This is a genomic window from Sandarakinorhabdus sp. (genome assembly GCF_051860625.1).
Taxonomy (GTDB): Bacteria; Pseudomonadota; Alphaproteobacteria; order Sphingomonadales; family Sphingomonadaceae; genus Sandarakinorhabdus.
The window spans coordinates 12,145-25,788 of record NZ_JBHYDQ010000008.1 but is presented as its reverse complement, the minus strand read 5'-3'; the positions used below and the strand labels follow the sequence as shown (position 1 = coordinate 25,788).

Genomic DNA, 13,644 nt, shown 5'->3' with positions numbered 1-13,644 from the left:
ATCACAACGGCATGTTCATCACATCCTTGTAGGCCCCGATCAGGCGATTGCGCGCCTGCAACGTGGCTTCGAAGGCAAGTGAGGCTTTCTGGCGGGCGATCATCACGCTGGCGAGATCGTGGCTCTGGCCGGTTTCATATTGGGTCACGGCGGCGCTGGCCTGATCCTGAATGGCGCTGACCTGGCGCAGCGCGCTGTCGAGCGCAGCGCCGAAGCGGGGTTGTTCGGCACCGGGCAGCACCACGCCCTGATCGAGCGGCGCGCGCAGGGCGTCGTTGCGCGCCAGTATCTGCTGGCGCAGCTTCAGGATGGCGCTGCTGTCGACCGGCGGCAGCATCATTGCACCATCGCGGCCATGCCATCAGGCCGGCGATGGCTGGCCAGCTTGTAGCGCAGGGTGCGTTCGGAAATGCCCAAGGACCGGGCCGCGTCGCGGCGACTGGCATTGCCGGCCAGCGCGCGGGCGATGGCGTCCTGCTCGGCGACGCGCACGGCGCCAGGCAGTGCCAGCGAACCGGCAGTCACAGCGGGTAGCGCCAGTGATGCCGGTGGTGGCAACCGGGTCGGCAGCGAGTCGATCACCAGATCGCAGGCCGTGATATCGGGGCCGTCGCACAGCACCAGGGCGCGATCCAGTGCATTGCCGAGTTCCCGCACATTGCCCGGCCAATCATGGGCCAGCAGGGCTTGTTGCGCGGATGGTGTCAGCCACGGTACCAGGCCATCGCCGGCCGCACGGTTCAGCAGCCAGTGCGCGGCTATAGGCAGGATATCGGCGGGCCGCTGGTTCAGCGGCAGGGTGCGCAGCGGGAACACCGCCAGCCGCCAGTAGAGATCGGCCCGGAACCGGCCAGCGGCCACATCGGCGGCGAGATCGCGGTTGCCGGCAGCGATGATGCGCACATCCACCGGCACGGGGCGGGTGGCGCCCACGGCCAGCACTTCGCGTTCCTGCAACACGCGCAGCAGCTTGGCCTGCGCTGCCAGCGGCAGTTCGGCGACTTCGTCGAGGAACAGGCTGCCACCGTCGGCGCTGCGCACCAGGCCGGGCGCGGATTGCACGGCGCCGGTGAAGGCGCCGCGTTCATGGCCGAACAGCGTGGCCTCCACCATCTGTTCGGCCAGCGCGGCGCAATTCACCGCCACCAGCGGCTTGTGGCGACGCGGCGACGCGGCATGGACCAGCCGGGCAAGCCCTTCCTTGCCGGTGCCGGTGGCGCCTTCGATCAGCACGCTGGTGGGCGTCGCCCCCACGCGGCGGGCCATTTTCAGCAGGGCCAGACTGGCCGGGTCAGCCGCTGCCGGCCGATCCGGAAACGCAAAGGCCGCAGCCAGCGCCAGCGCCCAGGCTTCGTCGCCCGGCGCGACATCGATATGCAGGTGGCGGCCGGCCAATCGGGCCTGGCCGCGGCGGGCCGGCGCCAGATACAGGGCACGCCGGGATTCAAGCCGCGATTCAAGCGGCGGCACGAGCGGCCGTTGATCCCCGATGACGATGACGAGATCGGCGGGATCGAGATTGGCAAGGCCGGGCAACCAGTGCGGTGCCGGCGGCGGCAGGGCGGGGACGGGTGTGCTCATGCCCCAACCCAAGGCAATTAGCGTGCCAACCGCGATAGTTAACGCGGGCCGTGGATGTGACGGGTTAACAGGATGTTGCGAGTCAAAATCTTGACGTTGCAGGTGTCAATTGGCTGGCACATTGTCAGTTGCTTGACGCTGCCCGTGTCTGGGTCCGGCTCAGGCCGCGACCGTCGCAGCGATGGTGCCGCCAGCGACCAGCCGTTCCCCGACATAGGCCACCGCCGCCTGCCCCGGCGCAACGCCATATTGCGGGGCGTCGAACGTGATAACATCGCCAGCCAGCCGCGCCGGCGCCAAGGGGGCCATGGATCGCACCTTGACCAGCAACGGGCCATCGCATGTCCCCAATCGGTTGATGCCATCCAGCCGCACCGATCCCACCGCCAGCGCGCTGCGTGGTCCGGCGATCACCTGGTTTGCGGCGGCATCGATGCCGATCACATAGAGCGGCGCGGCATGGCCGCCCAGTTCCAGCCCGCGCCGCTGCCCGACCGTGAAGCGGTGAATGCCGTTGTGCCGGCCCAGCACCGTGCCGCCGGCATCGACGATATCGCCCGGCAATGCCAGTTCCGGCCGCAATCGTTCCACCACTGCGGCATAATCGCCGCCGGGGACGAAACAGATGTCCTGGCTGTCGGGCTTGGCCGCCACGCTGAGGTCGAAGCTTTCGGCCAATGCGCGAGTCTCGGCCTTGGCCAGCGCCCCCAGCGGGAAGCGCAGATAATCGAGCTGGTCCTGCGTGGTGGTCCACAGGAAATAGCTCTGGTCCTTGTTGTGATCGGCGCCGCGGTGCAGCTCCGCGCCAGCCGGGCCGGCGATGCGCTGCACATAATGGCCGGTCAGCAGCGCTTCGGCACCAAGATCGCGCGCCAGGGCGAGCAGATCGGTGAACTTCACGGTGCGGTTGCATTCCACGCACGGCACCGGCGTGCGCCCGGCGGCATAGGCATCGACGAAGGCATCGATGACGCTGGCGCGAAACCGGCTTTCCATGTCGATGACGAAATGCGCAATCCCCAGACGCTCGGCCACCGCGCGGGCGTCACGGATATCGGCACCGGCGCAACAGGCGCCCGGCCGGCGCGCGGCGGCCCCCTGATCATAAAGCTGCAGCGTGATGCCCACCACGTCGCAGCCCGCGGCATGGGCCAGCGCCGCCACCACCGAACTGTCCACCCCGCCCGACATCGCCACGGCCACGCGCCGCCCGGCCAGCGGCGCCAGCACGGCCCGCGTATCTGTCGGTATGGTTAACAAATTGGTGCCAAGTGTCACGTTCTGTGTCATGATACTGCGGCATGGGGATGCCCATGCGCGCCGTCAAGCGTGAGGAAACCGTAAAGGCTCAGGCGGGATGGCCGTGTTAGGTGTATCACGCAACTTTTGAAGTAACGGTCGCGTAGTTTGGACCGCACGCAGGAGGTCAGATGTCGTTCATGTCTCCACCGCCGCCCGGTTTCGGCAGTGATGCGCTGCCCCCCGCCGACACGGTGCGCTGGGTACCCAGTCGCAAGGCTGCGGTTCTGAAGGCCATCAACGATGGACGGATCAGCCTGGACAGTGCCTGCCAGCGCTGGCGCCTGAGCATTGAAGAAATTCAGCTTTGGCAACGCGCGGTGGACAAGGTCGGCACCCCGGGATTGCGGGTTACACGCGTGCAGATTTACCGACCGTTGTTCGACAGTTCCGAAACCAACATTAATGATGAGTGAACATTCTGAATTATTTGCGGAAAATTTGCCGCAGGGGGATTTACGCATGGCGTCAATACTGGTTACACATTCGTTGGGGTCGGAACCAGGCGTGTCACGTCTGGTGGGGGTCAATCCGAATCCGGAGAGTTTTGCATGCGCGTTCTATTGATCGAGGATGATCGTGCCATGGCACGCAGTGTCGAGCGTATGCTTGATGATGCGAGTATCGAGCATGAAACTGCCAGTACGGGCGAACTCGCGCTTGAGTATGCCCGCACCTATGAATTCGATGTGATCATGCTGGATCTCACCTTGCCCGACATGAACGGGCATGAAGTGTTGCGCCAGTTGCGCCAACTGCGGATCAACACCCCCGTGCTGATCCTGTCGGGCGATGCCGAAACCAACACCAAGGTGAGCGGGTTCGGCGCCGGTGCGGATGATTATGTTACCAAGCCGTTCGATCGCCAGGAATTGATGGCCCGCCTGCACGCGCTGGTGCGGCGCAGCCAAGGCCATGGCCAATCGGTGATCATCACCGGGCCGGTGGCGATCGATCTGGCGGCACGCAGCGTCACGGTGGATGGCAAGCGGGTCGCGTTGAACGGCAAGGAATATGCCATCCTGGAAATGCTGTCGCTGCGCAAGGGCATGACCTTGACCAAGGAAATGTTCCTTACCCATCTTTATGGCGGCCGCGACGAACCCGAACTGAAGATCATCGACGTGTTCGTCTGCAAGCTGCGCAAGAAACTATTTCTTGCCGGTGCGCCGACGTCGGGCTGCATCGAAACCGTCTGGGGCCGCGGCTATTCGCTGCGCGATCCGGAACCGACTGAATATCCTGCCGTCGCCTGAGTTGGGGGGTGCCCAAAGGGGCGACGGCAGATCGTTCGACAGAAAGGGCCATCAGCGCGCTGGTGGCCCTTTTTGTTGTTCCGGTCAGGCCGGTTGCACCCGGCGGCGGCGCAAGCGCCCCCCCACCAGGCCAAAGCCCGCGATCAGCATCGCCCAACTGGCCGGCTCCGGCACGGCCCCGATGGGCTGCTGGCCGGGGCCGGGGCCGTCACCATTGCCACCGACCGGAAAGAATTCGGCACTCGACGCGCCGATACGGGCGATCCTCCAGCCCGTGCCCACACCGCCGGCGCGCCGGGTTTCGAAGTTGAGCTGCACCGAATTGAGCTGCGAGACATCGAAGCTGCTCGGCGGGGTGGCGCCGAAATAGCCGTTGGTATCCTGAAAGCGGAGGAAAACATCGGTGGTGTATGACAGGGTGCCCGTGATCTGATCGCGGCGCGATAGCTGGAAGAAAAAGCCGCTGTTGGCGGTGTATTGCATCGTCGGGGTGAACAGCGCGAAATCGGTGAAGTTGCCGAACTGGCCGCTGACGAATTCAAAGCCATGATCACCGCCCAGCGCGGGATCATAGCGGAAGCGGAAATCCCAGGTGGGACTGGCAGCGAACTGCGCCGCCTGAAAGTCGCGCTGGTAATCGAGATAGACATCCGGGCCAGACAGAAAATAGCTGAACTGGACATTGCCAGCCGGCTGGGTGATGCGCATTTCAACAGGCGCGGCCACCGCCGGCCCGGCGGCCAGCGCCCCCAGCATGACGAAGGCTGACAAGAGAAGATTGTTGCGTGCTGATGCCATTGTCGGTCCCCGGAACAGTGCAGGGCCGATGGAGCATATCGGGCAGGACGATTGATCCCCCTTATGGTTATTTTCGATAAAATCGCGTCTTTTCAGGGCTCAACCGGCACCGCGTGCCGCCTGCCAATGCTGTGCCGCAATGGCGGCGATGGCATCGGCGTGGCTGGTGATGGCAAAGCGGCCGGCACCGGGCAGCACATGCCAGGCCGGATCGCCCAGCACGTCCCAGACGCGGCGGCTGTCGGCCGTTTTCAGCGAAGGCGCCCACAACGGATCATGTTCGGCCAGGATGATCGCCCAAGGCCATGATGGCCCGCCGGGGCGCGGCTGCCAATGGCGATATTCACTCTGTTCGGCGCTGATGCCCAGCCCGCTGCGGATGCCGCAGGTCAGCAGCTCGGCAATCAGGCCGTCGCGGAAGTCGGGATTGGCCAGCAGCGCGGCATCGACCGGATGGCCAGCGAACAGCCGTTCCGACAAACGCGCCGCCAGCGCCGAACCGGCGCGCTGGCGGATGAGTTTCCACAGGCCGTTGATGGCTTCGGGCCGCTGCAGGGCGGCGCGGGCAAAACGGTCCACCATCCGGCTGCCGGCGCGCGGGCCAGCCGGCGGGCGCGGCGAGATCAGCACGCCCGCGGCCGCGCGGTCGCCATGGCGTTGCCAGAAGGCCAGCGCGCTGGCGACACCGCCATCATTGGCAAACAGCAGCGCCGGGCCGATGCCCAGTTCGGCGGCGACGAAGGCCATATCGTCGGCCGCGGTTTCGAACTGCGGATTGCCATCGGCCGGATCGCTGAGGCCAAAGCCGGGGCGATCGATGCCGATGGGGCGAAAACCCTGCCGCTGCAGCGCCGCGCGCAGATGGCTGCCCAGCCCGCGCGTTGCCATGCCGCCGTGGCAGACCAGCACGGGCACACCGGTTTGCGGACCGAAATCGGCCACGCCGATCTGACGCCCGCCGCGGTGCAGGATCAGCGTGGCATCCAGCAGATCGCCGCGATCATGATGCAGACCATCGCTGCCATTGGCGATGGCGTGCACGGCCGCCGCTTCGTTGGCGATCTGGGCCAGATCCTTCAGCCGTGGCACCAGCGCCTTGTCCAGCGCGGCGCGGGCATGATCGCGGACCGTGTGCTGCGACAGGCCGAGCCGGGCGGCGATATCCGGCACAGCAAAACCGGCCCCGACCAGGCGGGTGACACTGGCCTGCGCCGGCGACAGTGTCAGCACGGCCTGCAGCCCCAGTTCATATTGGTGATCCGACACGAATTCGTCGGTGAGCAGCCGGGTCGTCTGCGCCTGCAGGCCGCTGAGGCTGTTGACGCCGATGGCGCGGTACAGCGCCTCGGCCCGGCGACGGGCACCAGCGCGGCTGAGACCAAGGCGATCGGCAAGTTCGGAAATATCGTGCGAAATCAGCAGAAGCGCGAGCGTTTCGCGTTCGGCTTCGGCCAGGCGAAATGTGCGGGCCGCCAGCGCCGGGAATGCGGCCACCCGGCTGGGCACAAAGGCCAGCGCATTGATGGAGGCAGGATCAGCCGCAGCCAGCGCCGCAAGCTCCGGCCAGTGCCGGCTGTGCGCGGGCGCGGCCAGCGCCGTCCACACCGGCAGGCGATGGCCGTCAAACAGCAGCGGCACAAAGTCTGGCGCCGCGCCGCGGCCGCGCGGCTTCACCCGTTGCGGCACATCCTGCAAGGCCCCGAGACTGTGCCAGAGCGGATTGGCGGCCACCACCGTGCCGCCGTGCAGATTGGCCACGGCGATCCCGAACCGCGGGACAACGGGATGGGTGGGAGACGGATAGGACATTGCCAAGCGGTAACCCTGTGCGGTCCTTTACCCTGTGTCCAGCAGCAACGGCGCCGGGCCACGCCTCAGCCGCGATCCTGGCGCTGGCTGCGCGGGGTGGCCAGGCTGCGCACCACGCCGCGCAGGAATTGCACTTCGGCGCCAGTGAAGCCGGGGCGGGTGAAGATATTGACCAGCATGCGCCGCGAGGTTTCGGCGAGGCCGGGCGCCGGATTATACCAGCCGTTTTCGCTGAGCCTTGCTTCCAGCGCCGCGATCAGGCCGGACAATTCGGCCTGCGCGGCGGGGCCGTCGTGGTTGACCATCAGGCTGGCGGCCGGCGTATCCTGCCCCACCACCCAGGCATAGCCCAGCACCGCCACCGCCTGCGCCAGATTGAGGCTGCCGAAATCGGGGTTGCTGGGGATGGTGCAGATGGCGTGGCAGGCCAGCAGATCGTCGCGGGTCAGCCCGGTGCGTTCCGGGCCGAACACCAGCGCGCTGCGGCTGGGCAGCGCCTGCATTTCGGCCACGGCGCCGGCTGGCGAGGTGACGCGGCGGATCATGTCTCGCGTGGTCATCGCGGTGCCCAGGGTCAGGTGACAATCGCCGACCGCTTCGCCCAAGCTGTCGAACACACGGGCCTGATCGATCACCGCATCCGCGCCGGCCGCCGACGGCCCGGCATCGGCATTGGGCCAGCCGTCACGCGGCTGCACCAGCCGCAGATCGGTAAAACCGAAATTCAACATTGCGCGTGCCACCGCACCGATATTCTGGCCGAGTTGCGGGCGCACCAGCACGATAGCCGGACAGGTCGGGGCCGGCGGATTGGGCGGCAGCACGGTCATTCCGGCTGCGGCGTCGTGCCGTTCACCGCTTCGGACAGGCCGCCCACGAACGTCTCGAAATCCTTCGCCTCGCGGAAATCCCGATAGACGCTGGCAAAGCGGATATAGGCCACTGGATCGAGCGCCTGCAATGCCGCCATCACCAGTTCGCCCACCACCGGCGCCTCGATCTCGCTTTCGCCCAGCGATTCCAGTTGCCGCACCACGCCATTGACCAGCCGTTCGATGCGTTCCGGTTCCACCGGGCGCTTGCGGCAGGCGATTTCGATGCTGCGCGCCAGCTTGTCCCGCTCGAAGGGTTCGCGCTTGCCGCTTTTCTTCACGATCACCAGTTCGCGCAACTGGACGCGTTCGAAGGTGGTGAAGCGGCCGCCGCACGCCGGGCATTGCCGCCGCCGCCGGATCGCCGACCCGTCTTCGGTCGGCCGGCTGTCCTTCACCTGGGTGTCGTCATTGCCGCAAAACGGACAGCGCATCAGCTTTTCTTGGTGACGGTGCGCAGGAAGCCCAGGCCGGCACCGGCAACGCCCCACAGCACTGCGCCAAACGGCAGGATGAGGCTGGCGACGACGCCGGCACCGGCACCGATGGCAACGTTGCGCGCCAGGGTGTTGGGGATCTTGTCCCTGGTCCAGCTATCGGCCTGTTTCGCCAGATCGGCGGCCTGCTTGCCGGCGTCGCTGGCCAGCGCCTTGCGGCCAAGCTCGCTTTGCGCGGCCTTGCGTGCCAGTTCCTCGGCGGTTTCGAAGATCGTGTCGGTGGCGCCGGCGACCTTGCGGCCGGCGTCGGTTTCCACGAATTTCTTGCCGGCCTCCAATGCGTCTCCGGCGATATCATCAACCTTCTGGTTGAAATCCTTCGGCTTTTCGTCGCGCGATTGGTCGTTCATGGCTGGCTCCTCTGGCGCGGGTCAGCCAACCGGATAGATCGGGAAGCGGGCGCACAAGGCCCGCACCCGCTGGTTGACCGCCTGTTCGACCCCGGCATTGCCATCATGCCCGTTTGCCGCCAACCCGTCCAGCACGTCGGCAATCATGTCCCCGATCTGCTGAAACTCGGCGATGCCGAAGCCGCGGGTGGTGCCGGCCGGCGAACCAACGCGGATGCCGCTGGTCTGCGCCGGCGGCAACGGATCGAACGGCACGCCATTCTTGTTGCAGGTGATGCCGGCACGCTCCAGCGCCTCGTCGGCCTGCTTGCCGGTGATGCCCTTTGGCGACAGGTCGATCAGCGCCAGGTGGGTGTCGGTGCCGCCGGCAACCACGGCGCAGCCCCGGTCCACCAGCCGCGCGGCCAGCGCCTGCGCGTTGCTGACGACGGCGCGGGCATAATCCTTGAATTCGGGCTGCAACGCTTCGCCAAAGGCCACGGCCTTGGCGGCGATCACATGCATCAGCGGCCCGCCCTGCAGGCCGGGGAACACTGCGCTGTTGAATTTCTTGCCGAGATCGGCGTCGCGCGACAGGATCATGCCACCCCGCGGGCCCCGGAGGGTCTTGTGGGTGGTGGTGGTCACCACATCGGCGTGCGGGATCGGCGACGGGTGGATGCCGGCGGCAACCAGCCCGGCGAAATGCGCCATATCAACCAGCAGCCGCGCGCCGACCGTGTCGGCAATGGCACGAAACTTCGCGAAATCGATGATGCGCGGGTAGGCCGAGCCGCCAGCGATGATCAGCACCGGCTTGTGCTCGACGGCCAGCCGTTCGACCTCGTCATAATCGATCAGATGGTCTTCGCGGCGCACGCCATATTGCACGGCGTTGAACCATTTGCCCGACTGCGCGGCCTTGGCGCCGTGGGTCAGGTGGCCGCCGGCATCCAGGCTCATGCCCAGGATGGTGTCACCGGGCTTGGTCAGCGCCAGCATCACCGCGCCATTGGCCTGCGCGCCGCTGTGGGGCTGCACATTGGCATAGGCGGCACCGAACAACTGTTTGGCGCGATCGATGGCGAGTTGTTCGACGATGTCCGAAGGGTGGCAGCCCTGATAGTAACGCTTGCCGGGATAGCCTTCGGCATATTTGTTGGTGAACACGCTGCCCTGCGCCTCCAGCACGGCGCGGGACACGATATTTTCAGAGGCGATCAGTTCGATCTGGTTCTGCTGGCGATCCAGTTCGGATGCGATGGCGGCGGCAATCGCCGGATCGCTGTGCGCCACCGGCGTTTCGAAAAAGCCGGTGTCGGCGGGCTGGGCCACGATGGGACGGCTGCTCATGTCTGTCTCCTCAACCCAGCTTGGCGACACGGCCAGCATGGCGGCCACCTTCGAATTTGGTGGCCAGAAATTCGGCCACGATATCGCGCGCCGTCTCGATGCCAATTATCCGGCTGCCCAGCGCGATGCAATTGGCATCATTGTGCTGGCGGGCCAACCGCGCCATCAAGCCGCTGGTGACCAGCGCACAGCGCACACCGGCGATGCGATTGACGGCAATGGAAATGCCGATGCCGCTGCCGCACACCGCAATGCCGTGCGTCGCCTGGCCCGCGGCCACAGCCTCGCCAAGCGCGCGGCCATAATCGGGATAATCGACACTGGCCTCGTTTTCCGGCCCCAGATCCAGCACGTCATGCCCGGCCGCGCGCAATTCCAGGGCGAGCGCTGATTTCAGTGCATAGCCAGCGTGATCGGACGCCAGCGCGATCACCGGCTTTGGGGCATTTTCGGGCATCTTTCGCGTCCTTGACGATCTGCCCTGCCCATTAGCCCCCGGCCCGGCTGGCGGCAATGGCAGTTGATGCCGGCCGAAATGGCCAGCCACGCCGATATCGTGCAGCGCGGCGATGGGGACACGAGGAGTGCCGATTATGTGGTGGCAGGCCTGGTTCCGAACGGCCTATTCGAAGCTGAGATCGCCGGTTTCCGGCACTTCCAGGTGGCGGGCGACATCGTCTTCGCTGACCGCTTCGAAGCTCGCCGGGTTCCACTGCGGGTTGCGATCCTTGTCGATCAGCTGCGCGCGGATGCCTTCGAAGAAATCATGGCCGTTCCGGATTTCGCAGACCATGCGATATTCGGTGATCAGTGCGGTTTCGATATCGACGCCGCGTGCCAGGCGCAGCCCGGCGAGGCTTAGCTTGCAACTGGTGGGTGACATGCGGCGGATGGTGGCGGCCTGCTGCTGCGCCCAGTCATCGCCGCGATCGAGGCCGGCGATTATATCCTCCACGCTGTCGTGGCCGAAATGATAATCGATGGCATCGCGATAGGCGGCCAGCGGTGCTTCGCCGGCGTCTTCATCGAAGGCGGCGAGGATGTCGGAAACCGGCTCGTGACTGGTGCTCAGCAGGTCGCCCAGCGTTTGCAGGTGGGTGGACGGCACATAATGGGTGGCGATGCCGCAATAGCGCAAATCGGCCGCCTTCAGCCGCGCGCCGGTCAGCGCCAGCCAGGCGCCGATCTCACCCGGCAGCGCCGCCAGCGCATGGGTGCCGCCGACGTCGGGAATCAGGCCGATGCCGGTTTCGGGCATGGCAAACAGCGTGCGTTCGGTGGCGACCCGGTACGGCCCGTGGATCGAAAGGCCAACCCCGCCGCCCATGGTGATGCCGTCGATCAGGGCGACCCACGGCTTGCCGCAGCGGGCGATGGCCTGGTTCATGCGATATTCGTCGTGGAAGAAGCTTTCCCACAGTTCGCGGTTCTGGCGGCCTTCGCGCCCCAGCAGCGCGACATCACCGCCGGCACAAAATGCCCGGTCACCGGCGCCGGTGATGACGATATGGGCGATGGCGGGATCGGCCATCGCATCGATGATGGCGCGGTGAATGCTGACGGCCATCGGATGGTTGAGCGCGTTCAACGCTTCGGGCCGGTTCAGCGTGACCCACAAGGCGTGGCCGCGGGTTTCGAACAGGACTTCGCTGGTCATTTGCGTTCTACCAGTTGGCCGGGTTCCGGCAGGTCGATGGGCATGGCCGACGTGGTCAGCCGGGCGAGCAATTTGCCATCCTCGTCGAACAGATCGGCCTCCATGAAGGCGACGCGCTTGCCCAGCTTGATGCAGCGGCCTTCGGCGAACAGCGGCACGCCGAACTTGGCGGGGGCGAAGAAACTGGTCTTCAGTTCGATCGTCGGGATGCCGATGCGCTTGCCGGATTTGACGATGGCCGCGAACGCCGCAGCGTCATCGAGCATGGCGACCATGATACCGCCCTGGATATTGCCCATCGGGTTGCGGCAGGCGGCGACGGGCTGAAACTTCATCTTCACGCGGCCGGCGGCGCTGTCGATTTCCAGGATTTCCTGGCCCAGGATTTCGGTGGTGGGCGGCACGAAACGGTTCATGCGTTCCTTCAATTGCTCGTCGTCCAGGGCCATGGCTCGCCTTCATGTATCGATGTTGAGGCCGTAGCGGTGCAGTGCCGGGCGGAGCAGGTCAACCTCTGAGTCCTTGTTGGTAAACATCGCGCGGCCCTGCCCGGTTCCATGGCCGGCGCGTGCACCGAGCAGATGCGCCACCCGCCGCGCGATGCCGGGGCCGCCATCGACAAAGCCGATGCCGGGCGCAGCGGCGGCGCGAAGCTGTGGTTCCAGCAGCGGGAAATGCGTGCAGGCCAACACGATCTGGTCGATGCGGTCACCGCCCGGCTGATTGGTCAGCCCGGCCAGTTCCGGCGCCACATCGGCGGCGGTCACCGCCTCACCGCGCAGATGCGCCTCCGCCAATTCCACCAGCCGTGCCGAGCCGTGGCGCAGGACCAGACAATCACCGGCATGATCGGCGGACAAGCGATCGACATATGGCTGGCGCACCGTCGCCTGCGTGCCGAGCACGCCGATGACGCGGGTGCGCGACGCTTCGGCGGCCGGTTTGATCGCCGGCACCGTGCCCACGACCGGCACATCCAATACGGCGCGGGCGTGGGCCAGCGCGATGGTGGACGCGGTGTTGCAGGCAATCACCAGCAGATCGGGGCGCAACCGCTCGATCAGCCGCCCGGCCAGCGCACAGACGCGGGTGGCGACCTCCATCTCCGTCTTGGTGCCATAGGGAAAGCCGGCATTGTCGGCGACATAGGTGATGTCCACCGCCGGCAGCAGGGCGCGCACATCATCGAGCACCGAAAGCCCGCCAACGCCTGAATCGAGCATCACGATCTGTGCCATGAACTGCCCCATAGCGGCGCAGCGCGGGATGCGGCAAGAAGGGCTGCGATGGACGCTGACACCGCCCCCGATTCATGGCCCGAAAACTGGCCGCCGCCGATGCCGGATGCCAGCGGCTTCGTCGCGCCGCCGGTGCCGGGAATTGGCGCTGCGGTGGCGCGGTTTGCACGAGCCTTTGCCGCTGATCCGGCTGGCGGCGCGCGTGTGGCGGCTCGCGCGCTGTGGCTGGCGGCCATCGCGGCGATCTGTGTGCCGCCGCAACTGCTGTGGCGCGCGATGGGCTGGGAAACGCCGTGGGCGCAGCGCTTTCTGGGCTGGGGCGCGCGGGCCTGCGGCATCCGCGTGCGGGTGATCGGCCAGCCGGTGGACCGCGACGTGTTCTACATCGCCAACCACCTCAGCTGGACCGACGCGCTGATCCTGGGCGGCTGCACCGGCGCGGTGTTTGTCGCGCAGCATGGCATCGCGCTGTGGCCGGGGCTGGCGTTCCTGTGCCGCATCAACGACACGATTTTCGTCAACCGCAGCGACCGCATGGGCGTGCCCGCGCAGATCGCCGCCATCCGCGCGGTGTTTGCCGGGCGCAGCCGGGTGGCGATGTTTGCCGAAGGCACCACCAGCGATGGCCGCCGCCTGCTGCCGTTCAAGGCGCCGCTGTTTGCCATGCTGATCCCGCCGCCGCCGGGCGCGACCGTGCAACCGGTGGTGATCGATTGCGACGAAGCCGGGCGCAACCTGGCGTGGATCGGCATGGAAACCGGCGCCGCCAACAGTTGGCGTCTGCTGTCGCGCCCCGGCACCTGGGAAGCGCGCGTGCATTTCCTGGCGCCGTTCAGCCCGGCCGAAACGCCGAACCGCAAGGCGCTTTCGGCCCGCGCGCGCGGGGCAATCGTGGCGAAATTATCGGAGACACTGGGCGGCCGGCCGGTGATGTGACGCCGGCTGGCCACGCCGG

At 66.5% G+C, this 13,644-nt stretch carries 16 protein-coding genes; 3 read left to right on the top strand and 13 right to left on the bottom strand.

Features of this window, described 5'->3' with window-relative positions; translation table 11 throughout:
• Position 1: 1 nt before the first annotated feature.
• From fliE to mnmA, 3 genes are all read right to left on the bottom strand, one after another.
• Entirely contained in the window at positions 2-340 is a 339-nt protein-coding gene (fliE, locus tag ACTIEZ_RS08930) for a flagellar hook-basal body complex protein FliE (protein ID WP_439546323.1), read from the bottom strand.
• Positions 337-1,581 (bottom strand): sigma-54 interaction domain-containing protein, encoded by a 1,245-nt coding sequence (locus tag ACTIEZ_RS08925; RefSeq protein ID WP_439546322.1) that lies wholly within the window; start codon positions 1,579-1,581, stop codon positions 337-339. The genes fliE and ACTIEZ_RS08925 overlap by 4 nt, the downstream gene beginning before the upstream one ends.
• A gap of 159 nt (positions 1,582-1,740) precedes the next feature.
• A complete protein-coding gene (gene mnmA / locus ACTIEZ_RS08920; RefSeq protein WP_439546321.1) occupies positions 1,741-2,871 on the bottom strand; it encodes a tRNA 2-thiouridine(34) synthase MnmA in 1,131 nt (376 codons plus the stop codon).
• A gap of 140 nt (positions 2,872-3,011) precedes the next feature.
• Between mnmA and ACTIEZ_RS08915 the strand changes: the two genes are divergently transcribed.
• Entirely contained in the window at positions 3,012-3,296 is a 285-nt protein-coding gene (locus tag ACTIEZ_RS08915) for a DUF1153 domain-containing protein (protein ID WP_439546320.1), read from the top strand.
• 135 nt (positions 3,297-3,431) lie between these two features.
• On the top strand, positions 3,432-4,136 hold the full coding sequence (locus tag ACTIEZ_RS08910; protein ID WP_439546319.1) for a response regulator transcription factor: 705 nt from the start codon (positions 3,432-3,434) through the stop codon (positions 4,134-4,136).
• A gap of 84 nt (positions 4,137-4,220) precedes the next feature.
• Here ACTIEZ_RS08910 and ACTIEZ_RS08905 read toward each other — a convergent pair whose 3' ends face one another.
• The 10 genes from ACTIEZ_RS08905 to murI form a co-directional block, all read right to left on the bottom strand.
• Positions 4,221-4,934 (bottom strand): PEPxxWA-CTERM sorting domain-containing protein, encoded by a 714-nt coding sequence (locus ACTIEZ_RS08905; RefSeq protein ID WP_439546318.1) that lies wholly within the window; start codon positions 4,932-4,934, stop codon positions 4,221-4,223.
• A gap of 99 nt (positions 4,935-5,033) precedes the next feature.
• Positions 5,034-6,743: an alpha/beta fold hydrolase gene (locus ACTIEZ_RS08900; RefSeq protein WP_439546478.1), complete on the bottom strand. Its 1,710-nt coding sequence runs from the start codon at positions 6,741-6,743 to the stop codon at positions 5,034-5,036.
• A gap of 65 nt (positions 6,744-6,808) precedes the next feature.
• Positions 6,809-7,573 carry an RNA methyltransferase gene (locus ACTIEZ_RS08895; RefSeq protein ID WP_439546317.1) on the bottom strand — a complete coding sequence of 255 codons (765 nt, stop codon included), beginning with the start codon at positions 7,571-7,573 and terminating at the stop codon, positions 6,809-6,811.
• Positions 7,570-8,049, bottom strand: a complete 480-nt coding sequence (gene nrdR / locus ACTIEZ_RS08890; protein WP_439546316.1) for a transcriptional regulator NrdR — start codon at positions 8,047-8,049, stop codon at positions 7,570-7,572. Before nrdR ends, ACTIEZ_RS08895 begins: the two co-directional genes overlap by 4 nt.
• Positions 8,049-8,462, bottom strand: a complete 414-nt coding sequence (locus ACTIEZ_RS08885; RefSeq protein ID WP_439546315.1) for a hypothetical protein — start codon at positions 8,460-8,462, stop codon at positions 8,049-8,051. The genes nrdR and ACTIEZ_RS08885 overlap by 1 nt, the downstream gene beginning before the upstream one ends.
• A gap of 21 nt (positions 8,463-8,483) precedes the next feature.
• Positions 8,484-9,794 carry a serine hydroxymethyltransferase gene (gene glyA, locus ACTIEZ_RS08880; protein ID WP_439546314.1) on the bottom strand — a complete coding sequence of 437 codons (1,311 nt, stop codon included), beginning with the start codon at positions 9,792-9,794 and terminating at the stop codon, positions 8,484-8,486.
• A 10-nt stretch (positions 9,795-9,804) separates the two neighbouring features.
• On the bottom strand, positions 9,805-10,251 hold the full coding sequence (rpiB, locus tag ACTIEZ_RS08875; RefSeq protein ID WP_439546313.1) for a ribose 5-phosphate isomerase B: 447 nt from the start codon (positions 10,249-10,251) through the stop codon (positions 9,805-9,807).
• Between the two features lie 165 nt (positions 10,252-10,416).
• Complete coding sequence (locus tag ACTIEZ_RS08870) at positions 10,417-11,451, bottom strand: enoyl-CoA hydratase/isomerase family protein (protein ID WP_439546312.1); 1,035 nt, start codon at positions 11,449-11,451, stop codon at positions 10,417-10,419.
• Positions 11,448-11,900 carry a PaaI family thioesterase gene (locus ACTIEZ_RS08865; protein WP_439546311.1) on the bottom strand — a complete coding sequence of 151 codons (453 nt, stop codon included), beginning with the start codon at positions 11,898-11,900 and terminating at the stop codon, positions 11,448-11,450. The genes ACTIEZ_RS08870 and ACTIEZ_RS08865 overlap by 4 nt, the downstream gene beginning before the upstream one ends.
• Before the next feature lie 9 nt (positions 11,901-11,909).
• The gene (gene murI, locus ACTIEZ_RS08860) at positions 11,910-12,689 is read right to left on the bottom strand and encodes a glutamate racemase (protein ID WP_439546310.1); all 780 of its coding nucleotides are present in this window, start codon (positions 12,687-12,689) and stop codon (positions 11,910-11,912) included.
• 48 nt (positions 12,690-12,737) lie between these two features.
• Here murI and ACTIEZ_RS08855 point away from each other — a divergent pair, with 48 nt between their 5' ends.
• Positions 12,738-13,625, top strand: coding sequence for a lysophospholipid acyltransferase family protein (locus tag ACTIEZ_RS08855; protein ID WP_439546309.1), 888 nt, complete (start codon positions 12,738-12,740; stop codon positions 13,623-13,625).
• Positions 13,626-13,644: the final 19 nt, after the last annotated feature.

Coding starts and splice junctions, on each gene's coding strand:
- ACTIEZ_RS08910 (WP_439546319.1), top strand. CDS start 3,432: ATGCGCGTTCTATTGATCGAGGATGATCGTGCCATGGCACGCAGTGTC.
- ACTIEZ_RS08885 (WP_439546315.1), bottom strand. CDS start 8,462: ATGAACGACCAATCGCGCGACGAAAAGCCGAAGGATTTCAACCAGAAG.
- ACTIEZ_RS08855 (WP_439546309.1), top strand. CDS start 12,738: ATGGACGCTGACACCGCCCCCGATTCATGGCCCGAAAACTGGCCGCCG.
- nrdR (WP_439546316.1), bottom strand. CDS start 8,049: ATGCGCTGTCCGTTTTGCGGCAATGACGACACCCAGGTGAAGGACAGC.
- ACTIEZ_RS08870 (WP_439546312.1), bottom strand. CDS start 11,451: ATGACCAGCGAAGTCCTGTTCGAAACCCGCGGCCACGCCTTGTGGGTC.
- ACTIEZ_RS08915 (WP_439546320.1), top strand. CDS start 3,012: ATGTCGTTCATGTCTCCACCGCCGCCCGGTTTCGGCAGTGATGCGCTG.
- glyA (WP_439546314.1), bottom strand. CDS start 9,794: ATGAGCAGCCGTCCCATCGTGGCCCAGCCCGCCGACACCGGCTTTTTC.
- ACTIEZ_RS08905 (WP_439546318.1), bottom strand. CDS start 4,934: ATGGCATCAGCACGCAACAATCTTCTCTTGTCAGCCTTCGTCATGCTG.
- ACTIEZ_RS08925 (WP_439546322.1), bottom strand. CDS start 1,581: ATGAGCACACCCGTCCCCGCCCTGCCGCCGCCGGCACCGCACTGGTTG.
- murI (WP_439546310.1), bottom strand. CDS start 12,689: ATGGCACAGATCGTGATGCTCGATTCAGGCGTTGGCGGGCTTTCGGTG.
- ACTIEZ_RS08865 (WP_439546311.1), bottom strand. CDS start 11,900: ATGGCCCTGGACGACGAGCAATTGAAGGAACGCATGAACCGTTTCGTG.
- mnmA (WP_439546321.1), bottom strand. CDS start 2,871: ATGACACAGAACGTGACACTTGGCACCAATTTGTTAACCATACCGACA.
- ACTIEZ_RS08895 (WP_439546317.1), bottom strand. CDS start 7,573: ATGACCGTGCTGCCGCCCAATCCGCCGGCCCCGACCTGTCCGGCTATC.
- fliE (WP_439546323.1), bottom strand. CDS start 340: ATGATGCTGCCGCCGGTCGACAGCAGCGCCATCCTGAAGCTGCGCCAG.
- rpiB (WP_439546313.1), bottom strand. CDS start 10,251: ATGCCCGAAAATGCCCCAAAGCCGGTGATCGCGCTGGCGTCCGATCAC.
- ACTIEZ_RS08900 (WP_439546478.1), bottom strand. CDS start 6,743: ATGTCCTATCCGTCTCCCACCCATCCCGTTGTCCCGCGGTTCGGGATC.